A 15907-nucleotide genomic window follows, 5' to 3' on the forward strand; every position below is an offset into this window, starting at 1 on the left:
TTTTTTCAAGGACATTCCTTTAAGGTGGCGCCGTTTCTTTTTAGAAACGGCAAATATTGATCGTTCCATCTATCCCTTCCGGTAAACTTACCTCGGCTTCGACATGATCAGGCAACCATAGTTGAAGCTGCAGGAGCCCTTCGCGATCCATCCCCCAGGCGACGTCGATTCGTCCTTCCCCAGGCAGCGGCACACTCCCCCGCGCCCATGTCAAGCCGCATATTTGCGGCTGTACTTTTATTTTTCGCCAGCCGGTTTTCGCGTATTGCACCCCGAGCACGTGGGCTCCCAGGAAATACCCGGGAGCAGCGGACCAGGCGTGACAATGGCTCCGCGTCAGATTCTCGGGATCTATTCGTCCCCCCTTCAATTTGGGGTACATCTCCCAGCAGGTCGTTGCGCCGTATTCGAGCATTTGGCCGAATTGCTTACGGATATCATCGACCATTTCGGAATACCGTCCGGCTTGGACCAGCGCTTCATAATAGAAGAAGGACATGAACGGACTGCCGATCGGAACGAAATCTTCGGGTGGTGAAGTCAAATATTGCAGCAGTTTCTCCTTCCGCTCGCCCTTCGGTATATTGCACACGATCGATACGACCTGTGTTTGCATGCTGTAGATCGGGGAAATCCGCCCGTCCGAATGAATACAGTCCAGATAGGCCTGCTTCTCCTCCGACCAGAGATGCCTGTCGATGGCAGCCGCAAGCTGGTCCTCCGCATCCCGAAAAAATTCCGCCCTGCCTTCATCCCCCGCCAATCGGCCGAGAACTGCAGCACTGCGCAGTGCTTTGACCAAGAACATGTTTTGATGGGTGACGATGCCTTCCCGCGGTGAATCGATCGGGGCCCAATCGAGAAAGTTCCATGCGTCCATCGAAAGCAGCCCGCGCGAATCCAACAGCTTCAAGTAATGATCGAGCGTAAAAGCGACATGTGGCCACAGGCGGGCCGCGAAGGCAGTATCCCCGGTTCGTTCATAATACTCCTCACAAGCGTTCACCCATAAGAAAGTCCAATTCGGAATAACACTGCTCCAACCGCTCGGCACCTGGTCGGAATATAAAGGGGTCTGGCTTCTCGATCCCGGCACCAGTTCGAGACACCGCTTCACCATTTCTTCTCCGCCGAACAAATAATAGCTAATAAGAGCTTCATTACGGGCGTCGCCAACCCAGAACGTCTGCTCGTAAGCCGGACAATCGACGAACGTATCTTCCATACACAACCGGGTCGTCCGTTGACTGATCCGCCAAATCTCGTTAAGCAGCGGATCCGAACTGTGAAACTGGCCAACTTCCGCAATCGGATAATGGCTTTGCACCTGTTGAATTCCGTACAGCTTGACCGGCTTCCGCGCTCCCCGAACGGTTATCATGACATACCTGAATCCGCGTTTGATAGGTGAAGAATGCTCCTGATACCCTTCACGACAAATGTATCGCAATGTGTTCTCCAAGTAGTTCGTATCCTGAACCCAGCCATCGCGCATATGCTCGAAACCGTGAAAGTCGAGAATAACTCCTTCCTCCGCCTCCACTTGAAAGGTCAAGTAGCCGGCCACCTGACGTCCGAAATCGACAATGATTTCCGTGTCCTCACGAGGATAGACCGGAATCGGTCCAGGCATAAAGTTCGCGGCCACAGCTTGCTGAAGGGAAGCGGGAACCGGGAGCATCCGGGATTCCTTCTTCCAGGTCGAAAGGACGGCTACGGATTCTTTGCTTACAAACTTATTCGGGATCGGGCGTATCCATTGCATCCAAGCGGCAAGCTCTTCTTTGGCGCCAATTTTCCCGACCGCAATAAAAGACGAGATGACCTCCCTCGCAGCATCGTTATCCGGAGTGGCGGAGTCGAATCGGGCACAGGCATCAATGATTTGTTGTTTCGCCCGATCTTCCCCGCTAAACTGGTGATCAATGTATTCATAGCTTATAAACGGGCCGATAGAGATAAACGGAGACAGATCATCATCTGTTGCTGTGGCAACCTCCAGCGGCGAATGCAATTCAAACGGTTCTTCACAGTCTATCCCCATAAACAGGCCTCTGCCGTGATCGTTGCCGGCCAATATAATCATGATTAGATTGTCCCCGGCTTTCAATTCGGTCTCCAAATATTTTTGCGACCGTACGGCGGTCATGTCAGATTTCGAATAATGGACACCATTTACAATTACTCCTTGGAAGTGCGGCGTCGCATAGGTAAAGCCGATAACCGCTTTCGCCTCTCCGGCGGTCCGAATGACCGTGGCAATGAACCCTGCATAAGGATAAGCGTTGGCATCATCTTCGCTGCCCGGTATCATCTGGTTACGCAGTTCTATGTTAGCGGACCATGGAATGGGGACGACCTTGCTTAACGATTCCACACGGGAAGGATAGACGACCTCTTCCGTTAGCGGAGGAATCGACCGCGGCACCAGCCGATCCCATGGAGCCATCCCTGCTTCTCCTATAACTCGGGCTTGCTCCCAGCCCGTATCGTTGAAACTTGTCCCCATCCATTCCTCGTCCCATAACCGGGCATCTATCCGCTCGGCAAACGCGTTCTGACTCGACATTCTCTGTGCCTGTCCATCCTGACCCCAATGACGGGAAGTTTTCCAAGTTCCATCCGTTAGGATCCGCTGGATCGATTCTCCTTCTTTCACAAGATCAAGCTGAGCAAGCAGCCCTCCGCGCCCCCGAATGTAATAAAAAGTCGATACGCCGAAGTGCTGCACCAGTACGGCTATCGTATTGGGTAGACCGGGCTTAAGCAAATGGCCGACCGTATAAGTGTCATACGACTGCTCTTCCGGCCAGCTTCTGTTCGGCCCTCTGCCTACCCGCTTGCCGTTAATGTAAAGAACATATCTCGAATCCGCTGTAATCGAGACCGTTCCCGTATCCCACCCTTCCGCTGGGACGATAAACGTATTGCGGAAACAGCGCCACTCGTTGCGCGGACTATCTTGTAAACCTCCCCAAATCCATTTGGCTTTCCAATCCATTGCGATATGACTTAACACCATTCATCGCCCCTTTAATATTTTTATCCATGTCTACTCTTTGACGCTTCCGAGGATGATTCCCTTCATGAAATATTTTTGCAGGAACGGATATACGAGCAAAATGGGCAAGGATCCAAGAAAGATTTGCGCGGCTCGCGTCGTCCGCTCCGATATATTCTCCGCCTGCCGAAGGGCGTCCTCCGATGATCCGAGAGCGGTAAAATCAAGATCGATAATGATGGTCCTTAAATAAGTCTGCAGCGGATAATGTTCAGGGGATTTCATAAAAATCATTCCATCGAACCAGGCATTCCAGTGACCCACTGTGGAAAATAACGTAATGGTCGCCAGAGCGGGAAGGGAGAGCGGAAGGAAAATCCGGGTCAGCATCGTCATATGACCCGCTCCATCGATAAACGCAGCTTCTTCCAGTTCCTTAGGCAGCTGGCGAAAAAAGTTCAGCAGCAGAACGACATTGAATACCGGTACAGCCCCCGGCAGAATCAGGGCCCATATCGTATTCATAATTCCGGTTTCCCTAACCGTCATATACAGAGGAATCAAGCCTCCGTGAAACAGCATCGTAAAGACGACAAACCAGGCATAGGCCGTGCGCCACGGAAATACTCTCTGCTCCTTGGACAATGGATAGGCCATGAGCATCGTGAGCAGAAGATTTATTGGAACCCCGATCAGCACCCTGCTCAAGGTGACACCCAACGAACGGAGAAAATCCGGCTTGCCCAGTACGAATTTGTAAGCGTCCCATGTGAAATCCACAGGCCATATAGTAACCAAACCGGAGGAAGCAGCTTGATTCGAGCTGAATGATATCGCCCAAATATGAATAACCGGAAGAATGCACAGCAAGGATAACGAAATCATAAACACATAGTTGACAGTGATCATGGTCCTTGCTGTCCAAGCTTTATCCTCAACCAAGAACAACACGCCTTTCTAAAAGATTCGGTAGTTGGCAAATCGATAGGCCAAAAAATAAGAGACTGAAATAAGGAGCAAGGAGACGATCGATTTGAAAAGCCCCACTGCCGTAGCAAGGCCGTACTGCGCTTGAACCAATCCCATCCGGTATACTAAAGTATCAATAATATCGCCGGTCTCATAAACGGCCGGGCTGTACAAATTGAACACCTGTTCGAATCCCGCATTGAGAATCTGGCCCATACTTAGCGTGGCCAGCAGAATGATGACAGGGGCCATCCCTGGCAATGTTATATGCCATGTCTGCTTCCAGCGGCTCGCCCCGTCCATAACCGCAGCTTCGTATAAGCTCGGGTTGATGGCGGTCAAAGCGGCCAAGTAGACAATCGTGCTGAACCCGAAATCCTTCCATAAATCAGTGCCAACGAGCACGTAGGGAAAGAGACCGGGGCTGCCGAGAAAGAAAATAGGCTCCATACCGAAAAATACGAGAATTTGATTCACGATTCCCTTCGTCGGGGAAAGAATATCGATTAGAATTCCTCCGAGAATGACCCAGGACAAAAAGTGAGGCAGATAGATTAAAGTTTGAACACTTCGTTTAATAAATTTAACTCTCATCTCGTTAAGCAGAAGAGCGATAATAATCGGAAAGATCTGGCCCGCCACGACTTTCATGAACGAAATAAAGATCGTATTCCATAACACTTGGCGGAAATTGGGAAGCTGTAATAGATATAGAAAGTTATCCCAGCCTATCCATTCTGATCGCAGGATGCCCTTGGCCGGTATAAATTTCTGAAATGCGATGATAAACCCGAAGGTCGGCACGTAATGATAGACCAGGAGCAGTATCGCTCCCGGCAAGAACATCAAATGGAGAGGCCATCTGGAATACATGGAACGGCGTTTGACCAACCGGGGGCCGCCTTGTTCGATTTTGCGGGTATCGTTAACAGAAGTATGGATAGTCCTCACCTCATGAATCTATTTATTCTCGTTTGCATACCATTCATTGGCTTCTTTTGTCATCTCGGCCCCGCCAAGTTTGGTCCAATTTTCAACGAAGGTATCAAACGTATCCAGCGGATCGCCTATAATAATTTTAATAAAAGTTTGTTCCGCCAAATCCCCTACAGTACTTCCGTGCTGCACCATGGCGTCTGTCGGAATACCGTAGAAAGCGTCCGGCAGCAGCAAATTCTCATTTACGTAATGGTTCACGATGCCCAGGGACCCTTCAGGTCCGAAGATTTTGGCATAATTCCACATCTCCCTGTCACCGTCAAGGTATTGCTTCACTTGATTGTAATTGCCAAGCTGCCCGGGATTAAGCTGGCTTGTGTCTTCCGATTTCAGGGCTTCCTTAATCTTTAAATAATTATCGAGATTTTTCCTCGCTCCATATGTGCGGACTATGAAATATTTATGAGCCGGGTAGCTGCCGTCGTAATCGTACTTGGCATCCGCCGTTTCGCCAAACCATTTCTCCACCCACAGGTTTAACATTTTGATGATCGCTTCGGGATGCTCGCTGTCCTTATTCACAACGAAGTAAACAGGCGGCGCGGCAGAAACTTGCGGTCGAGCCGGCTTGTCATCGATAGAAGGAAGCGGATAGCTTTCCCAAACGGCCTTGGAATCGTTCAAAACCGACTTGTTGAGGTTTAATAAAGGATCGGCCATAACTCCAAAGATCATCCCCACCCGCCCTGTAGCAATATCCTCCTGAAGTTGTGCCGTGCCTTTAACGGAAAATTCCTTCTCAATCTCTCCCGTCTGGTACAATTCCTGAAGTTTCGCCAAGGCCTCTTTCATTTCCGGCTGAATGCTGCCGTAAACAAGCTTCCCTGTCTCCGGATCGACAACCCATTGATTCTTGTATGCGTGGAAAGCGTTAAAGAAGCCGGTCATACCGCCGAAGCCACTGAATATCTCTTTGCGGAATCCAATGCCGATCGTATCGTCTTTACCATTCTGATCCGGATCGTCGTTTTTGAACGCCTTGGAAATCGCAAATACATCCTCCATCGTCTTCGGCTCTGGAAGACCGAGATTATCCAGCCAATCCTTCCGCACCCAGAGCATGGGCGCTCCATCCATTGCGGCGGTCGTGTAAGGAATCGCCATTAATTTGCCGTCGAAGGTGGCGGATTTGATGCCCACGCTATTATCCTCCCGTAATTTCTCATTAGCCAACGGGGATATGTACTTGTCGTAAACATCCGTCAAGTCCGCCAGCATATCGGCTTCGATTAGCTGCTGAAGCTGAGTCGGCCGAACCTGGAACACGTCGGGCAATTCACCGGAAGCGATCGCCACGTTCAGTTTCTCGTTATATTGCGACTCATCCACAGTCCAATCGCTCTTGATTTGGATGCCGTACTCTTCAAGCAAGGTTCGGGTCCAAAGATTATTACTCATGGAGTCGCCTTCCGGAAACGTCGTATTGGCCGCTTGGGAGATTACCATTCGAACATCAATGGGCGGATCATATTTGGCTTGAGGGTCCATAATCTCTTCAGGAGCGCTTCCCTCAGGAGCACTTCCCTCCGGCCTTTCCCCGCCTCCCCCTCCGGTACATCCGCTTAATACCGCACCAAACGCCATAGTTGCGGCCAATAGGACGGCTATAGGCTTCTTCTTCAACTGACATTCCCCCTAACAACTTATTTGTAACCGCTTCATTTTTATTGTAACAACGACGCTAGGTTCGATAATAGAACAACATCTTTACAATCGCAGTATAATCTTTACCTGCCCGCAGAACTGGAGTTATACAGAATAGGTCTGGAAGAAATAAAAGAAACCGGCTGAGGCATCCTTAATCAGAAAAGAGCCAGCAACCGGTATTTGGGATTCATTCATTATTAAGTAAGGCATATAGCCCAAGGATAAACGGCTATCGCCGTCCTCGGGACAGGCGCGTTTACTGATGAAATATAAGAACAGGTATAGGGTGAAAACTTATACTTTCTTATATTTAAAAAAAGCATCGTCAGATGCCTGCTGCCGGGAAGATAAGAGCGCCTCCCCACGTGAAGACGCTCCTCTTTATACTAATTCGCCGATTTTGCCGTTTTCAGGCTTTCCAGCTCCGCTGTCACTTTTTCAATCATATTGGCGAAGGAAGCCAACTCCTGGGAGCTCGACGATTGGGTTTTGGCATAGATCGATGTTTGCTCTGATTCCTTCTCTACTTGGCGCAAATAACTGTGAATCGACCTAAGCTTGTGGTGAATTTGATCCATCGCTTCATGAGAACGGGAGGCCAGCTTGCGGACCTCGTTAGCTACGACTTCGAAGCCGCGCCCCTCTTCCCCTGCGCGTGCCGCTTCAATGGCTGCATTCAGCCCAAGCAAATGAGTCTGATCCGAAACCTCTTGCATCAACGCCCCCATTTTGTAAATATCCTGAATTTCATTGTCCAGCTCTTGAATGAGCCGATTGGCCTTCTCCTGCGAACGGACCGTATTCTCCGCCATGTCCGCCACGGATTGACTGCTGCTGCCCAACTCCACCATCATGGCTACCAGATCTTGCACAGAAGCGCTTACTCCTTGCAGCAAATTACTCTGCTCCTGACTGAGAGTCTCCAGCTTCTTCTTTTCCATTGTTTCATAAGCTTCCAGTACCAGCTGGGAATCCAGATTAAACATCTTCGTTAAGGAATGGATCACCTTCATCCAGCCATGAGGCATGATTCTCTGAAAACGGGCTGAGGCTATGTCCAAATAGACTATGTAGGTTCCTAAATACCAATTTGTTGTAAGCCCGATCCGCGAATGAACGGAGCCTACGAACATCCGCTTCTGGATATACTCCTCGTCAATGGCCCCCTCGGTCATGGACATAAAATACCATCTCTGGGTTTCTTTAAGCCGCTCCACCGTGCTGTGCCGTTCAATAATTTCCTTTAAATGCGGCTGCTTCATGATGTGGTCATAAAGCTCGTCCACCAAAGTATCGACAATCTGCTGAAATTCTTCCTTTTTCCCCTTCAATAAGTTCAAATCTTCTTCCGTGATCCCTATAAAATCAACTTGTTGCCTGCGTTCCTCTGTCAGACTGATCATGTTCCGACTCCTTCCCGCTGGTCCTCAACCTATTGTCTATTCTTACTCTTAATCTATTATAGTATTAACATCGTTAAGAATCCTCCTTTATTTGAGAAAACTCGCTTCAGGGACCCTCCTGCAGGATAGTCCCTGGCAGCAATAGATTCCATGACACTCTTGCATCGTCTATCTTATGCTTGCACCTGCTCCGCGAATTCCCGGCGGATCTGGCTGGCGATCTCTTCCACCCGGACTGGATCCACCCCGGTTCTGTACAGTTGCTTCCATTCGTCGCGCAAGCTTTTTACCTTTGCCAAACACGCATTGGCTTCGCTCATCGCCGATTTATACCGCGATGATATAAAGGCGATAGGCTCTGCGTATTTTTCATCCGTTCCTTGTGGGATCGTTTGTTCATACATATCCAATATTTCATCTCCCTCACGGGAAGGAAAGTGCTCATGGGGAGCCGTACTGTCGAAGATGGCCAGATCAATCTCGGGGAAAATCAGCATATCGAGACTGTTGGGGTCGAAGCCGCAATGGAACACTTCCACGTCGTACCCTTGTCTTTCCGCCTCAGCGGCCAGCTTCTTCATCATCGTCGATTTTCCCGATCCCGGACGCCCCTTGACAAAAATCCGCCTCGCGAGCCCCTCCGTCAAAGGCATGATGTAATCGACGGAGCCTTTGGAAGTGGCTGCGCCGAGAAACCGGTGGCTCACCTCGGCCGGTTTGATCAGTGTCCGCTCAGCGAACAAAGAAGCGGCCAGCTGTTTAGTTATTTCATCGGCCTTGGCATGATCCATGCTTTCTATATAAAACTTCTCCCATTCGTCATGAATTCGCAGCCCATTCCGGTAATGCTCAATCGCATTGGCATACCAACGGTCTATTTCCGCCTGCAGTTCAGCCATCCGGCTCTCATTCGCTTGCAAGGCGTTCCGATCGACGGCCTCATCGAGATCATAATTTTGCTGTAATTCCCCTCCGCTGATTTCGTTTATCCGGAAGGCTTCCGGACAGACCGTCCCATCAATTAACCCCACCTGCAAATCCGTTACAATCAGCCCATCCAGATCGTTGCTATCGAGAGAAGAATGGTACAGCTCCACATCCCGGCCCTGAGATATCAGGTTGTCCGCAATGCTCCGGATAATGGCGGACTTGCCCGTTCCCGGTCCTCCCGTAATACTATATAGAGTTTTAATGTTCCGATAAGCCGAATCAAATAAGCTATAGGTTCCCTGAGCCGTATTCCCAACGATAAAATAAGATTTCGCTTTGCCTGACATCAACTACCACTCCTTTCATTGCCTCATCACTCTCGCTTCTACGTAGATCAGTATATGCATTAGCTTATGATGTGTGTTTGCCTATATGCTTATATAGGCTAACGGCCGATCCAGCCCCGTACTCATCACGCAACTCATCGCAATGCCGAATTGGTCTTAGCTAGTTCTAGATGATAACGTTCGTACAGCCTTCTCCAGTCCTCGACAAAAAGGGAGTATAGGTTTGGCCTGCGACGAACCGCTAACGGATGATAGGAAACAAGAAGATGACGGCCATCGACTTCCAACCAACGGCCTCGCATCTGCTTAACTTCGGCCTCCGGATCTCCGAGAAAGGACTGGACCGCCGTATTCCCTAAGCAGAAAATAAACCGGGGCAGCTTCTGCTCCAGCTGCAGCATCAAATGTCCTCGGCAAGCGGCCCGTGCCTTCTCTTTGTCATAGGCTCTCCGCGGCCGGCATTTCAGCAGGTAGGTGACGTACAGATCGTCTTCTGTAAATCCGACCTCCCCTGCCGCCTTCTGCAACGTTTGCCGGGTTCCGCAAACGTAGGGCTGCCCTTCCCGGTCTTCCCTCTCGCCAGGATTGTCCAACAAAACGAGCACAGACGCCTCAGGGTGGCCTTCCCCCCAAATGACTCGGGTTCGCTGGTCAGCCAGCTCGCAGTTTCGGCAGTCCCTGGCATGCTCAGGGGCGGGCTCTTCCCTCCAACTGACAGCTTTAAACATCTTCTGCTCAACTCCCTTAATATTTCATTTCTAACTCTCTTCCGTTAGTTTCACGTCTTTTCCTCTGGCATATCTGCCTCATCCATGTTGTCCGTCTCTAGCTTATTCCCTCTCTAGCTTGTCCAATTTTGCGTTATCAATGAGAAAAACTCTTATCGGAGTCTTTCGAGGATGTGCGACCGATAAACAAAAACCGGCAGAAAAACTCTGCCGGTTCAGTACTTCAGCTATCGGTTGCGTTCTAATTTATCTTGGAAACGTCTCGTCAATCTCCCAAGACTCCACAAGTTTATGAGCCTGTTGGGGAGAATATCCCATTCCCATTAAATACGCGATCAAAGCGACTTCTGTCATTGCATGCCGGACTCCCGTTTTATGGGCTTCTCGCAGTCCATAATTCACTAAAGGACGAACCCTGTCTAATAATACACGAGGATTGACTGCATGCTGGGGAGATGCAGACCAAGGTCCCGCAGAATGAGAAGGAAAGCCCGAAGGAGAGTAGGAATAGGGCAAAACACCAGGGGTTTGCGGATTAAAATAACTCATTGCAAAACTGTCTCCTTTACATGAATAATCATTAGGCTCCTATAGCATATGCATTCGCCCGAAACAGGGACTAGAAACCAGCGCCTATTTTTACAAGATCAATCCATGGAGAAATCGCCTGAGCTTGTTTTTACTTTAATATTTATGTCCCCACTACCTATTTTTCCGATAATCCGATTCGATTTATCCGTTTCATATTCGAAGCCTTCCAGCCCTACTCGGCCATCCCCGGAAGCGGAGCGAAAATCCAAATTCAGCGCGGAAGGAGCCTCTCCCAGCTTGATGTCAATATCTCCGCTAGAGGAGACCAGATTGATATTCGATTGAAGAGACGCCAGGCTAATTCTCATATCTCCGGAGCTGGTTTCCCCCTGAAGCTCGGCTCCGCCTTCGGATAGATGGATATCTCCACTAGATGCTTTAAATTTTAACAGGTCGGCCGAATAGCCTCTTGCGGTAATATCTCCTGAAGAGCTTTTTAGAGAAATATAGGCAGAGTTCACCGAATGAAGGGTCATATCCCCGCTTGATGTTTCTATTTGCAACTCTTTATAGGCCTTCTCAGGCAGTTCAATCCTGAGGGTGACATTAGGGACAGAAAATCGGAAGCCCACCTGGTTCGAAAGAAGCACCTTGACATCTAATGTCCCTTCAGACTCTTTTATGTTCAGATCGATTTTCTTCTGAAAGCTCCGGCTTGCCTTTCCCTCTAGTGTAATTTTTATTTGATCCGCAGCCGTCGGAACCAGATCCACATCCATGCTGCCGGTTTGAATGACCAATCTCTCAACCTTGTCCGCATCCTCCAAATGTTCTGTCATCACTTGTGTATTCATTATTCCGGAAAGCCCGCCGTTCGAAATCCATACAAAAATGATAACCGCCACAAAAAACAACGCGGCCAGGACCAATTTCATAAACCCCTTCATAGTGAAGACCCTTCTCCCCCTTGCGATAAAGTGATTACTGATTTTATTCTCATTTGTCATTATAACGGGAGCCCGGCTAGAAAAACAAACAGTCCGCTCATCAAACGGACTGTACTATCACCAATTCTGTCAACAACTCATGACTCAAGTCACGAGTATCCTTTACGCAGATCATGAATCATCAGTATTCCGTAGTAATCATTGGAGATCCTAACGTCAATCTCCAGGCTCCGGTTTCCGTCACGCGATGTACCGCAGCTTGTGCATGAATTGGATCACTGCCGCTAAGAACATATTCCTGCAACAGCGGAGAAGTCAAGGAAACACTCAGGCTGCCGGAGTCTTCATATCGGTCTACACGACTGGCCTTAAGCTCTTCTTGAATGTACTCGATTACGGCCTCTTTGTCCGCAAGCTCCTTCCATGTGCTATTCATTCCGCCCTGAATGTTTATTCTCCAGCCTGCCTTATGATCTTCCCCTGGCTGCGCGTGAGTCACCCGCTCCTGCCACTCTTGTGCCAAACGGGCTTCCTCCAAGGAACCTTCCCAACGAATCGTCAGGTAAGATGTCTGACCATCGTCCAGCGCCGCTAATCTCATCAATACCATCCCCCCATACCCGGGGGCTCTCGTGTCATAGGAAGGACGTCCGTCTGAAGATTGCTTCAGATGACCCGCCGGCAGCTCAAGCTGGCGGGCCAAGTCCCGCCCCAAACTTTCAAAGTGGCTGATATCTTCGAACGCAAGATAGGGCTGCTCTTGATAGATTACTAGCTTCGCCTCATCATATAAAGTGTCCGCCAAACGCAGCAACTCACTCCAACCCTTCTCTGTCTGGCCTGCGTCTGCCACCGCTCGAAACTGGTTCCAACCCATAACAGCAACAAGAATAACAACGATCATTGCAACCCGGCCAACAGATATCGATACTGGAGCGTTCTTGTTCATCCTATTCCCTCCACCTTTCTATTTGGCGATAAGAAAAGCTTCTACTGAAGCCATTTCATAGAGATGATCGAGATCTCATCTACTATCTAGCTTTCCCAATCTATCATTATCTAAACTACTAAAAGAGATGAACGGATAGAACTTCCTGCGTATTAGTCATCCGACTCTTGCCTAAATCCGCTATCTCCGATAACCCCTATAGAAAAATTAAGGAGCTAGAGGTATGCATACGACATTCAGCATTACTTAGTATTATAAAATATTACAAAGAACGACCGAAATTCGACTAAACCAGGCAAAATCCTTCCTATTTTGGTCAGACAAAATCCCCTAACCACCTGCAAAATAGTATAAAATTACATATAATCAAACAATTAAAGCTCTCATTGAAAATACTTGCCTGCCCAGAAAAAAAGCCTCCCTATTCCCTGCTTCTCACCACTTCTAACTGCGATCAGGGAGGAGTACAATGAAACTAAATTGAAACTAACTCATGGAGAAAGGTGGTCATTCAGATCAAGCCTCTAATTGGAGTCACCTCTTATATGAATGAAGAACAGATTTATCTGGGGCATGTGTATACCGATGCGATTCTCAGAGCAGGGGGATTACCAATCGCTATTCCCATCATCAAGGAACAGAGCGATATCGAGCAATTAACCGATACTTTAGATGGCTTGCTATTATCCGGAGGAGAAGACATCGACCCGGAATGGTACGGGGAGGACCCTATTCCCCAACTCGGCACGGTGACCCCTGCTCGCGATTCGCTGGAAATGATGCTGACCCGGCGTTTTATAGCTGCGGATAAACCGATATTCGCCATATGCAGAGGCTGCCAGCTGCTGAATGCTGCCTGCGGAGGAAGTCTGTATCAAGATTTAAATTCACAACACGAGGCCATTCAACATTCCCAGAAAGCTCCGCGGTCGCATAGGAGCCATAATATTACCATCCTGGAAGACACTCTCCTCCACCGCATTGCCCGTACAGAGCAAGTCAAGGTCAACAGCTTCCATCATCAAGCAGTCAAAAAGCCCGCCCCGGGCTTCCGAATCTCCTCCCGGGCAGCCGATGGCGTCATTGAATCGATTGAACACCCCGATGCAAGCTTTGTCCTTGGCGTCCAATGGCATCCCGAGCATACCGCCCTGACCGACAGCCTGTCCGCCAAGCTGTTTGAAGCTTTCGTCCAGGCCTGTGAGCATTCATAATATCCTCTAATTCGGCAGCCAAAATTAGGCTAGAATGTACCATTAACAAGTGGAGAATACACGGCGGATTCTTCCTCATTTGCTAATTGGATGAAGTAAAATTAAAATGAAGACAATTGATGTTTAACAAATGAAGCAGCCATTAAATATAGAGGAGGATTCGATATGGTCCTACAAAAGGAACGTGAATACGAGCTTGCCACATTCGCTGGAGGATGCTTCTGGTGCATGGTTTCCCCTTTCGAGGAGCTTCCCGGTATCATCGGAATCGTGTCTGGCTATACCGGAGGGCAGACCGAAAATCCAACTTATGAACAGGTCTGTTCCGACACGACGGGACATTACGAAGCGGTGCAGATTACCTATGATCCCTCCATCTTCCCCTACCGAAAGCTGCTGGAAATTTTCTGGATGCAGATCGATCCAACGGATTCCGGAGGACAATTCTTCGACCGGGGAACCTCTTACCGTACGGCAATCTTCTATCATAACGAAAACCAGCGGAAAGAGGCAGAGCAGTCCAAGAAAGAGCTGGAGGAAAGCGGCCGCTTCGAGAAGCCTGTCGTCACGCCTATTCTTCCGGCGGCTGTATTTTATCCCGCAGAGGAGCACCACCAGCAATACCATCACAAAAACCCGGCGCATTACCGCCGTTACCGTCAGGGATCCGGTCGGGACGATTTTATCGAGCAGCATTGGGGTCGGAAGATCGACCGAGAGAATTTAAGAAAGCTGTTAACCCCGGTACAATATGAAGTGACGCAGAACGATGCCACAGAGCCTCCTTTTCGCAACGAATTCTGGGACTTCAAGGAGGAAGGCATTTACGTCGATGTCGTGTCGGGAGAACCGCTGTTCAGCTCGCTCGATAAGTTCGATTCCGGTTGTGGCTGGCCAAGCTTCACGAAGCCCTTGCAAGCCCACAGCGTAAAAGAAAAGCTGGATTTGAAGCATTCCATGGTTCGCACCGAAATCCGAAGCCGGGTAGCGGACTCCCACCTCGGTCATGTATTTGAGGATGGTCCAGCTCCAACCGGATTGCGGTATTGCATTAATTCCGCCTCGCTGCGCTTTATTCCGAAAGATAAACTGAAAGAGGAAGGCTATGGGGAGTATCTCCATCTATTTGAACACGAAGGGAAATAAATCCGTCGGGCCGTTCATTCTATAACTGCTGGATAAATAAAAGAACCGGGCATGATCTCCGGTTCTTTTCCGTTTAGCAGGCATATATTTTTTATTCTTTACTATTAATTTTCATCTTGACCTCAATTTATTAAGTGCTCCTTCGTTAGTCTGTTCCGTAGTGACATATTCCCCTTGAAGCTTCTCCCCCTTCTGCCGGCGGATTTCTCCGGCCTCTTCGTAACGATACACATAGGGCCCTTCCAGCTGCTCCCCTGCCGCCCCATAAACCTCCTGCACTGATTCGCTTTCCGCGCTTGGACGGAAATAAATCATAATGTCTGCCCTTCCCTGCACCTTCGGCTTCTTAATTTCCATGGCAAAATGGCCGTCCGGTTCCACCGTGCTTTTATCGTTGTATCCGAATACCGTGTATCCTTTGGCACTTATATCTCCATTAATGGACGAGCCCGGAAGCAGATTGGTTTGGCCCGACACCGTAATAGTCTTCTCGTTAACCGTCGCTTCCCCTGTAATCCATACATTAACTTCACCCTGATCGGCAGGGGCGTTTTTGGATTTAGAGGCGTCCTCCGCTTTACTTCCCGGTTCTACTTCATAATCAGCGTTTTTACGATCTTCTGGAATCGATGTATCTCCTTCCGGACCCTTTTCCTGATCGAGCCTATCTCCGGGCGTCTCACTTGGCAATGGATCAGAAGATTCGTCCTTATGACCGCATGCCGTCAACATCAGCAACAAAATTATTAGCACACTATATAAAACAACATTCGCATGCTTCCCCATAACTTCTCCTCCCTGCACCGATTACTTCTCCTTCTGGCGCGTCTCCGACTGCCCGCCCCTTTTTCCATCGCTCTCCAACCGCCCCTCCATCCTATGAAGCTCTGTCAGCCATCCTTTTAGGGCAGCATTTTCCACCACTGTACAGACAAGCTTCATCTTATCAAAAAAAGACCGTCTATCGAATAAATAGAAGGCCTTATCCGTCAGGTCCAAAGGACTATTTCTTACCTTCTCATCACTCTTTACCCTTATAAAAAAAGCCCCCGCTCTCGTCCAAGAGCAGGGGCGGAAAAGCCGCCTTTCCCTATCG

General features: G+C 49.1%; 13 protein-coding genes. 2 read left to right on the forward strand and 11 right to left on the reverse strand.

Annotated features, from left to right (window positions below):
* Positions 1–40: 40 nt before the first annotated feature.
* The 10 genes from KJS69_RS16405 to KJS69_RS16450 all read right to left on the reverse strand — a co-directional run bounded on the left by KJS69_RS16405 (position 41) and on the right by KJS69_RS16450 (position 12451).
* Positions 41–3022 carry a family 78 glycoside hydrolase catalytic domain gene (locus tag KJS69_RS16405; RefSeq protein ID WP_213584864.1) on the reverse strand — a complete coding sequence of 994 codons (2982 nt, stop codon included), beginning with the start codon at positions 3020–3022 and terminating at the stop codon, positions 41–43.
* Positions 3023–3052: 30 nt separating this feature from the next.
* On the reverse strand, positions 3053–3943 hold the full coding sequence (locus tag KJS69_RS16410; protein WP_374706651.1) for a carbohydrate ABC transporter permease: 891 nt from the start codon (positions 3941–3943) through the stop codon (positions 3053–3055).
* A gap of 15 nt (positions 3944–3958) precedes the next feature.
* Positions 3959–4843 (reverse strand): ABC transporter permease, encoded by an 885-nt coding sequence (locus tag KJS69_RS16415; protein WP_213585013.1) that lies wholly within the window; start codon positions 4841–4843, stop codon positions 3959–3961.
* An 87-nt stretch (positions 4844–4930) separates the two neighbouring features.
* Positions 4931–6592 (reverse strand): extracellular solute-binding protein, encoded by a 1662-nt coding sequence (locus tag KJS69_RS16420; RefSeq protein WP_213584865.1) that lies wholly within the window; start codon positions 6590–6592, stop codon positions 4931–4933.
* A 410-nt stretch (positions 6593–7002) separates the two neighbouring features.
* Positions 7003–8019, reverse strand: a complete 1017-nt coding sequence (locus KJS69_RS16425) for a globin-coupled sensor protein (protein WP_213584866.1) — start codon at positions 8017–8019, stop codon at positions 7003–7005.
* 173 nt (positions 8020–8192) lie between these two features.
* Entirely contained in the window at positions 8193–9296 is a 1104-nt protein-coding gene (locus KJS69_RS16430) for a PRK06851 family protein (RefSeq protein ID WP_213584867.1), read from the reverse strand.
* Positions 9297–9430: 134 nt separating this feature from the next.
* Complete coding sequence (locus KJS69_RS16435) at positions 9431–10024, reverse strand: uracil-DNA glycosylase (RefSeq protein WP_213584868.1); 594 nt, start codon at positions 10022–10024, stop codon at positions 9431–9433.
* A 246-nt stretch (positions 10025–10270) separates the two neighbouring features.
* Positions 10271–10573, reverse strand: coding sequence for a hypothetical protein (locus KJS69_RS16440; RefSeq protein ID WP_213584869.1), 303 nt, complete (start codon positions 10571–10573; stop codon positions 10271–10273).
* Positions 10574–10671: 98 nt separating this feature from the next.
* Positions 10672–11502, reverse strand: coding sequence for a DUF4097 family beta strand repeat-containing protein (locus KJS69_RS16445; protein ID WP_213584870.1), 831 nt, complete (start codon positions 11500–11502; stop codon positions 10672–10674).
* Positions 11503–11683: 181 nt separating this feature from the next.
* The gene (locus tag KJS69_RS16450; RefSeq protein WP_213584871.1) at positions 11684–12451 is read right to left on the reverse strand and encodes a YwmB family TATA-box binding protein; all 768 of its coding nucleotides are present in this window, start codon (positions 12449–12451) and stop codon (positions 11684–11686) included.
* A 503-nt stretch (positions 12452–12954) separates the two neighbouring features.
* Between KJS69_RS16450 and KJS69_RS16455 the strand changes: the two genes are divergently transcribed.
* Complete coding sequence (locus KJS69_RS16455) at positions 12955–13665, forward strand: gamma-glutamyl-gamma-aminobutyrate hydrolase family protein (protein WP_283777468.1); 711 nt, start codon at positions 12955–12957, stop codon at positions 13663–13665.
* Between the two features lie 165 nt (positions 13666–13830).
* Positions 13831–14811 (forward strand): peptide-methionine (S)-S-oxide reductase MsrA, encoded by a 981-nt coding sequence (msrA, locus tag KJS69_RS16460; protein ID WP_213584872.1) that lies wholly within the window; start codon positions 13831–13833, stop codon positions 14809–14811.
* A gap of 111 nt (positions 14812–14922) precedes the next feature.
* Here the strand turns inward: msrA and KJS69_RS16465 are convergent, their stop codons facing one another.
* Positions 14923–15597: a hypothetical protein gene (locus tag KJS69_RS16465; RefSeq protein WP_213584873.1), complete on the reverse strand. Its 675-nt coding sequence runs from the start codon at positions 15595–15597 to the stop codon at positions 14923–14925.
* Positions 15598–15907: the final 310 nt, after the last annotated feature.

It is taken from the genome of Paenibacillus sp. J2TS4, from assembly GCF_018403245.1.
Taxonomy (GTDB): domain Bacteria; phylum Bacillota; class Bacilli; order Paenibacillales; family NBRC-103111; genus Paenibacillus_L.

What these genes read in the sequence shown, in the direction of transcription:
- KJS69_RS16405 (WP_213584864.1), bottom strand. Translation starts at nt 3,022, where the DNA reads ATGGTGTTAAGTCATATCGCAATGGATTGGAAAGCCAAATGGATTTGG.
- KJS69_RS16415 (WP_213585013.1), bottom strand. Translation starts at nt 4,843, where the DNA reads ATGTATTCCAGATGGCCTCTCCATTTGATGTTCTTGCCGGGAGCGATA.
- KJS69_RS16425 (WP_213584866.1), bottom strand. Translation starts at nt 8,019, where the DNA reads ATGATCAGTCTGACAGAGGAACGCAGGCAACAAGTTGATTTTATAGGG.
- KJS69_RS16430 (WP_213584867.1), bottom strand. Translation starts at nt 9,296, where the DNA reads ATGTCAGGCAAAGCGAAATCTTATTTTATCGTTGGGAATACGGCTCAG.
- KJS69_RS16435 (WP_213584868.1), bottom strand. Translation starts at nt 10,024, where the DNA reads ATGTTTAAAGCTGTCAGTTGGAGGGAAGAGCCCGCCCCTGAGCATGCC.
- KJS69_RS16440 (WP_213584869.1), bottom strand. Translation starts at nt 10,573, where the DNA reads ATGAGTTATTTTAATCCGCAAACCCCTGGTGTTTTGCCCTATTCCTAC.
- KJS69_RS16445 (WP_213584870.1), bottom strand. Translation starts at nt 11,502, where the DNA reads ATGAAGGGGTTTATGAAATTGGTCCTGGCCGCGTTGTTTTTTGTGGCG.
- KJS69_RS16450 (WP_213584871.1), bottom strand. Translation starts at nt 12,451, where the DNA reads ATGAACAAGAACGCTCCAGTATCGATATCTGTTGGCCGGGTTGCAATG.
- msrA (WP_213584872.1), top strand. Translation starts at nt 13,831, where the DNA reads ATGGTCCTACAAAAGGAACGTGAATACGAGCTTGCCACATTCGCTGGA.
- KJS69_RS16465 (WP_213584873.1), bottom strand. Translation starts at nt 15,597, where the DNA reads ATGGGGAAGCATGCGAATGTTGTTTTATATAGTGTGCTAATAATTTTG.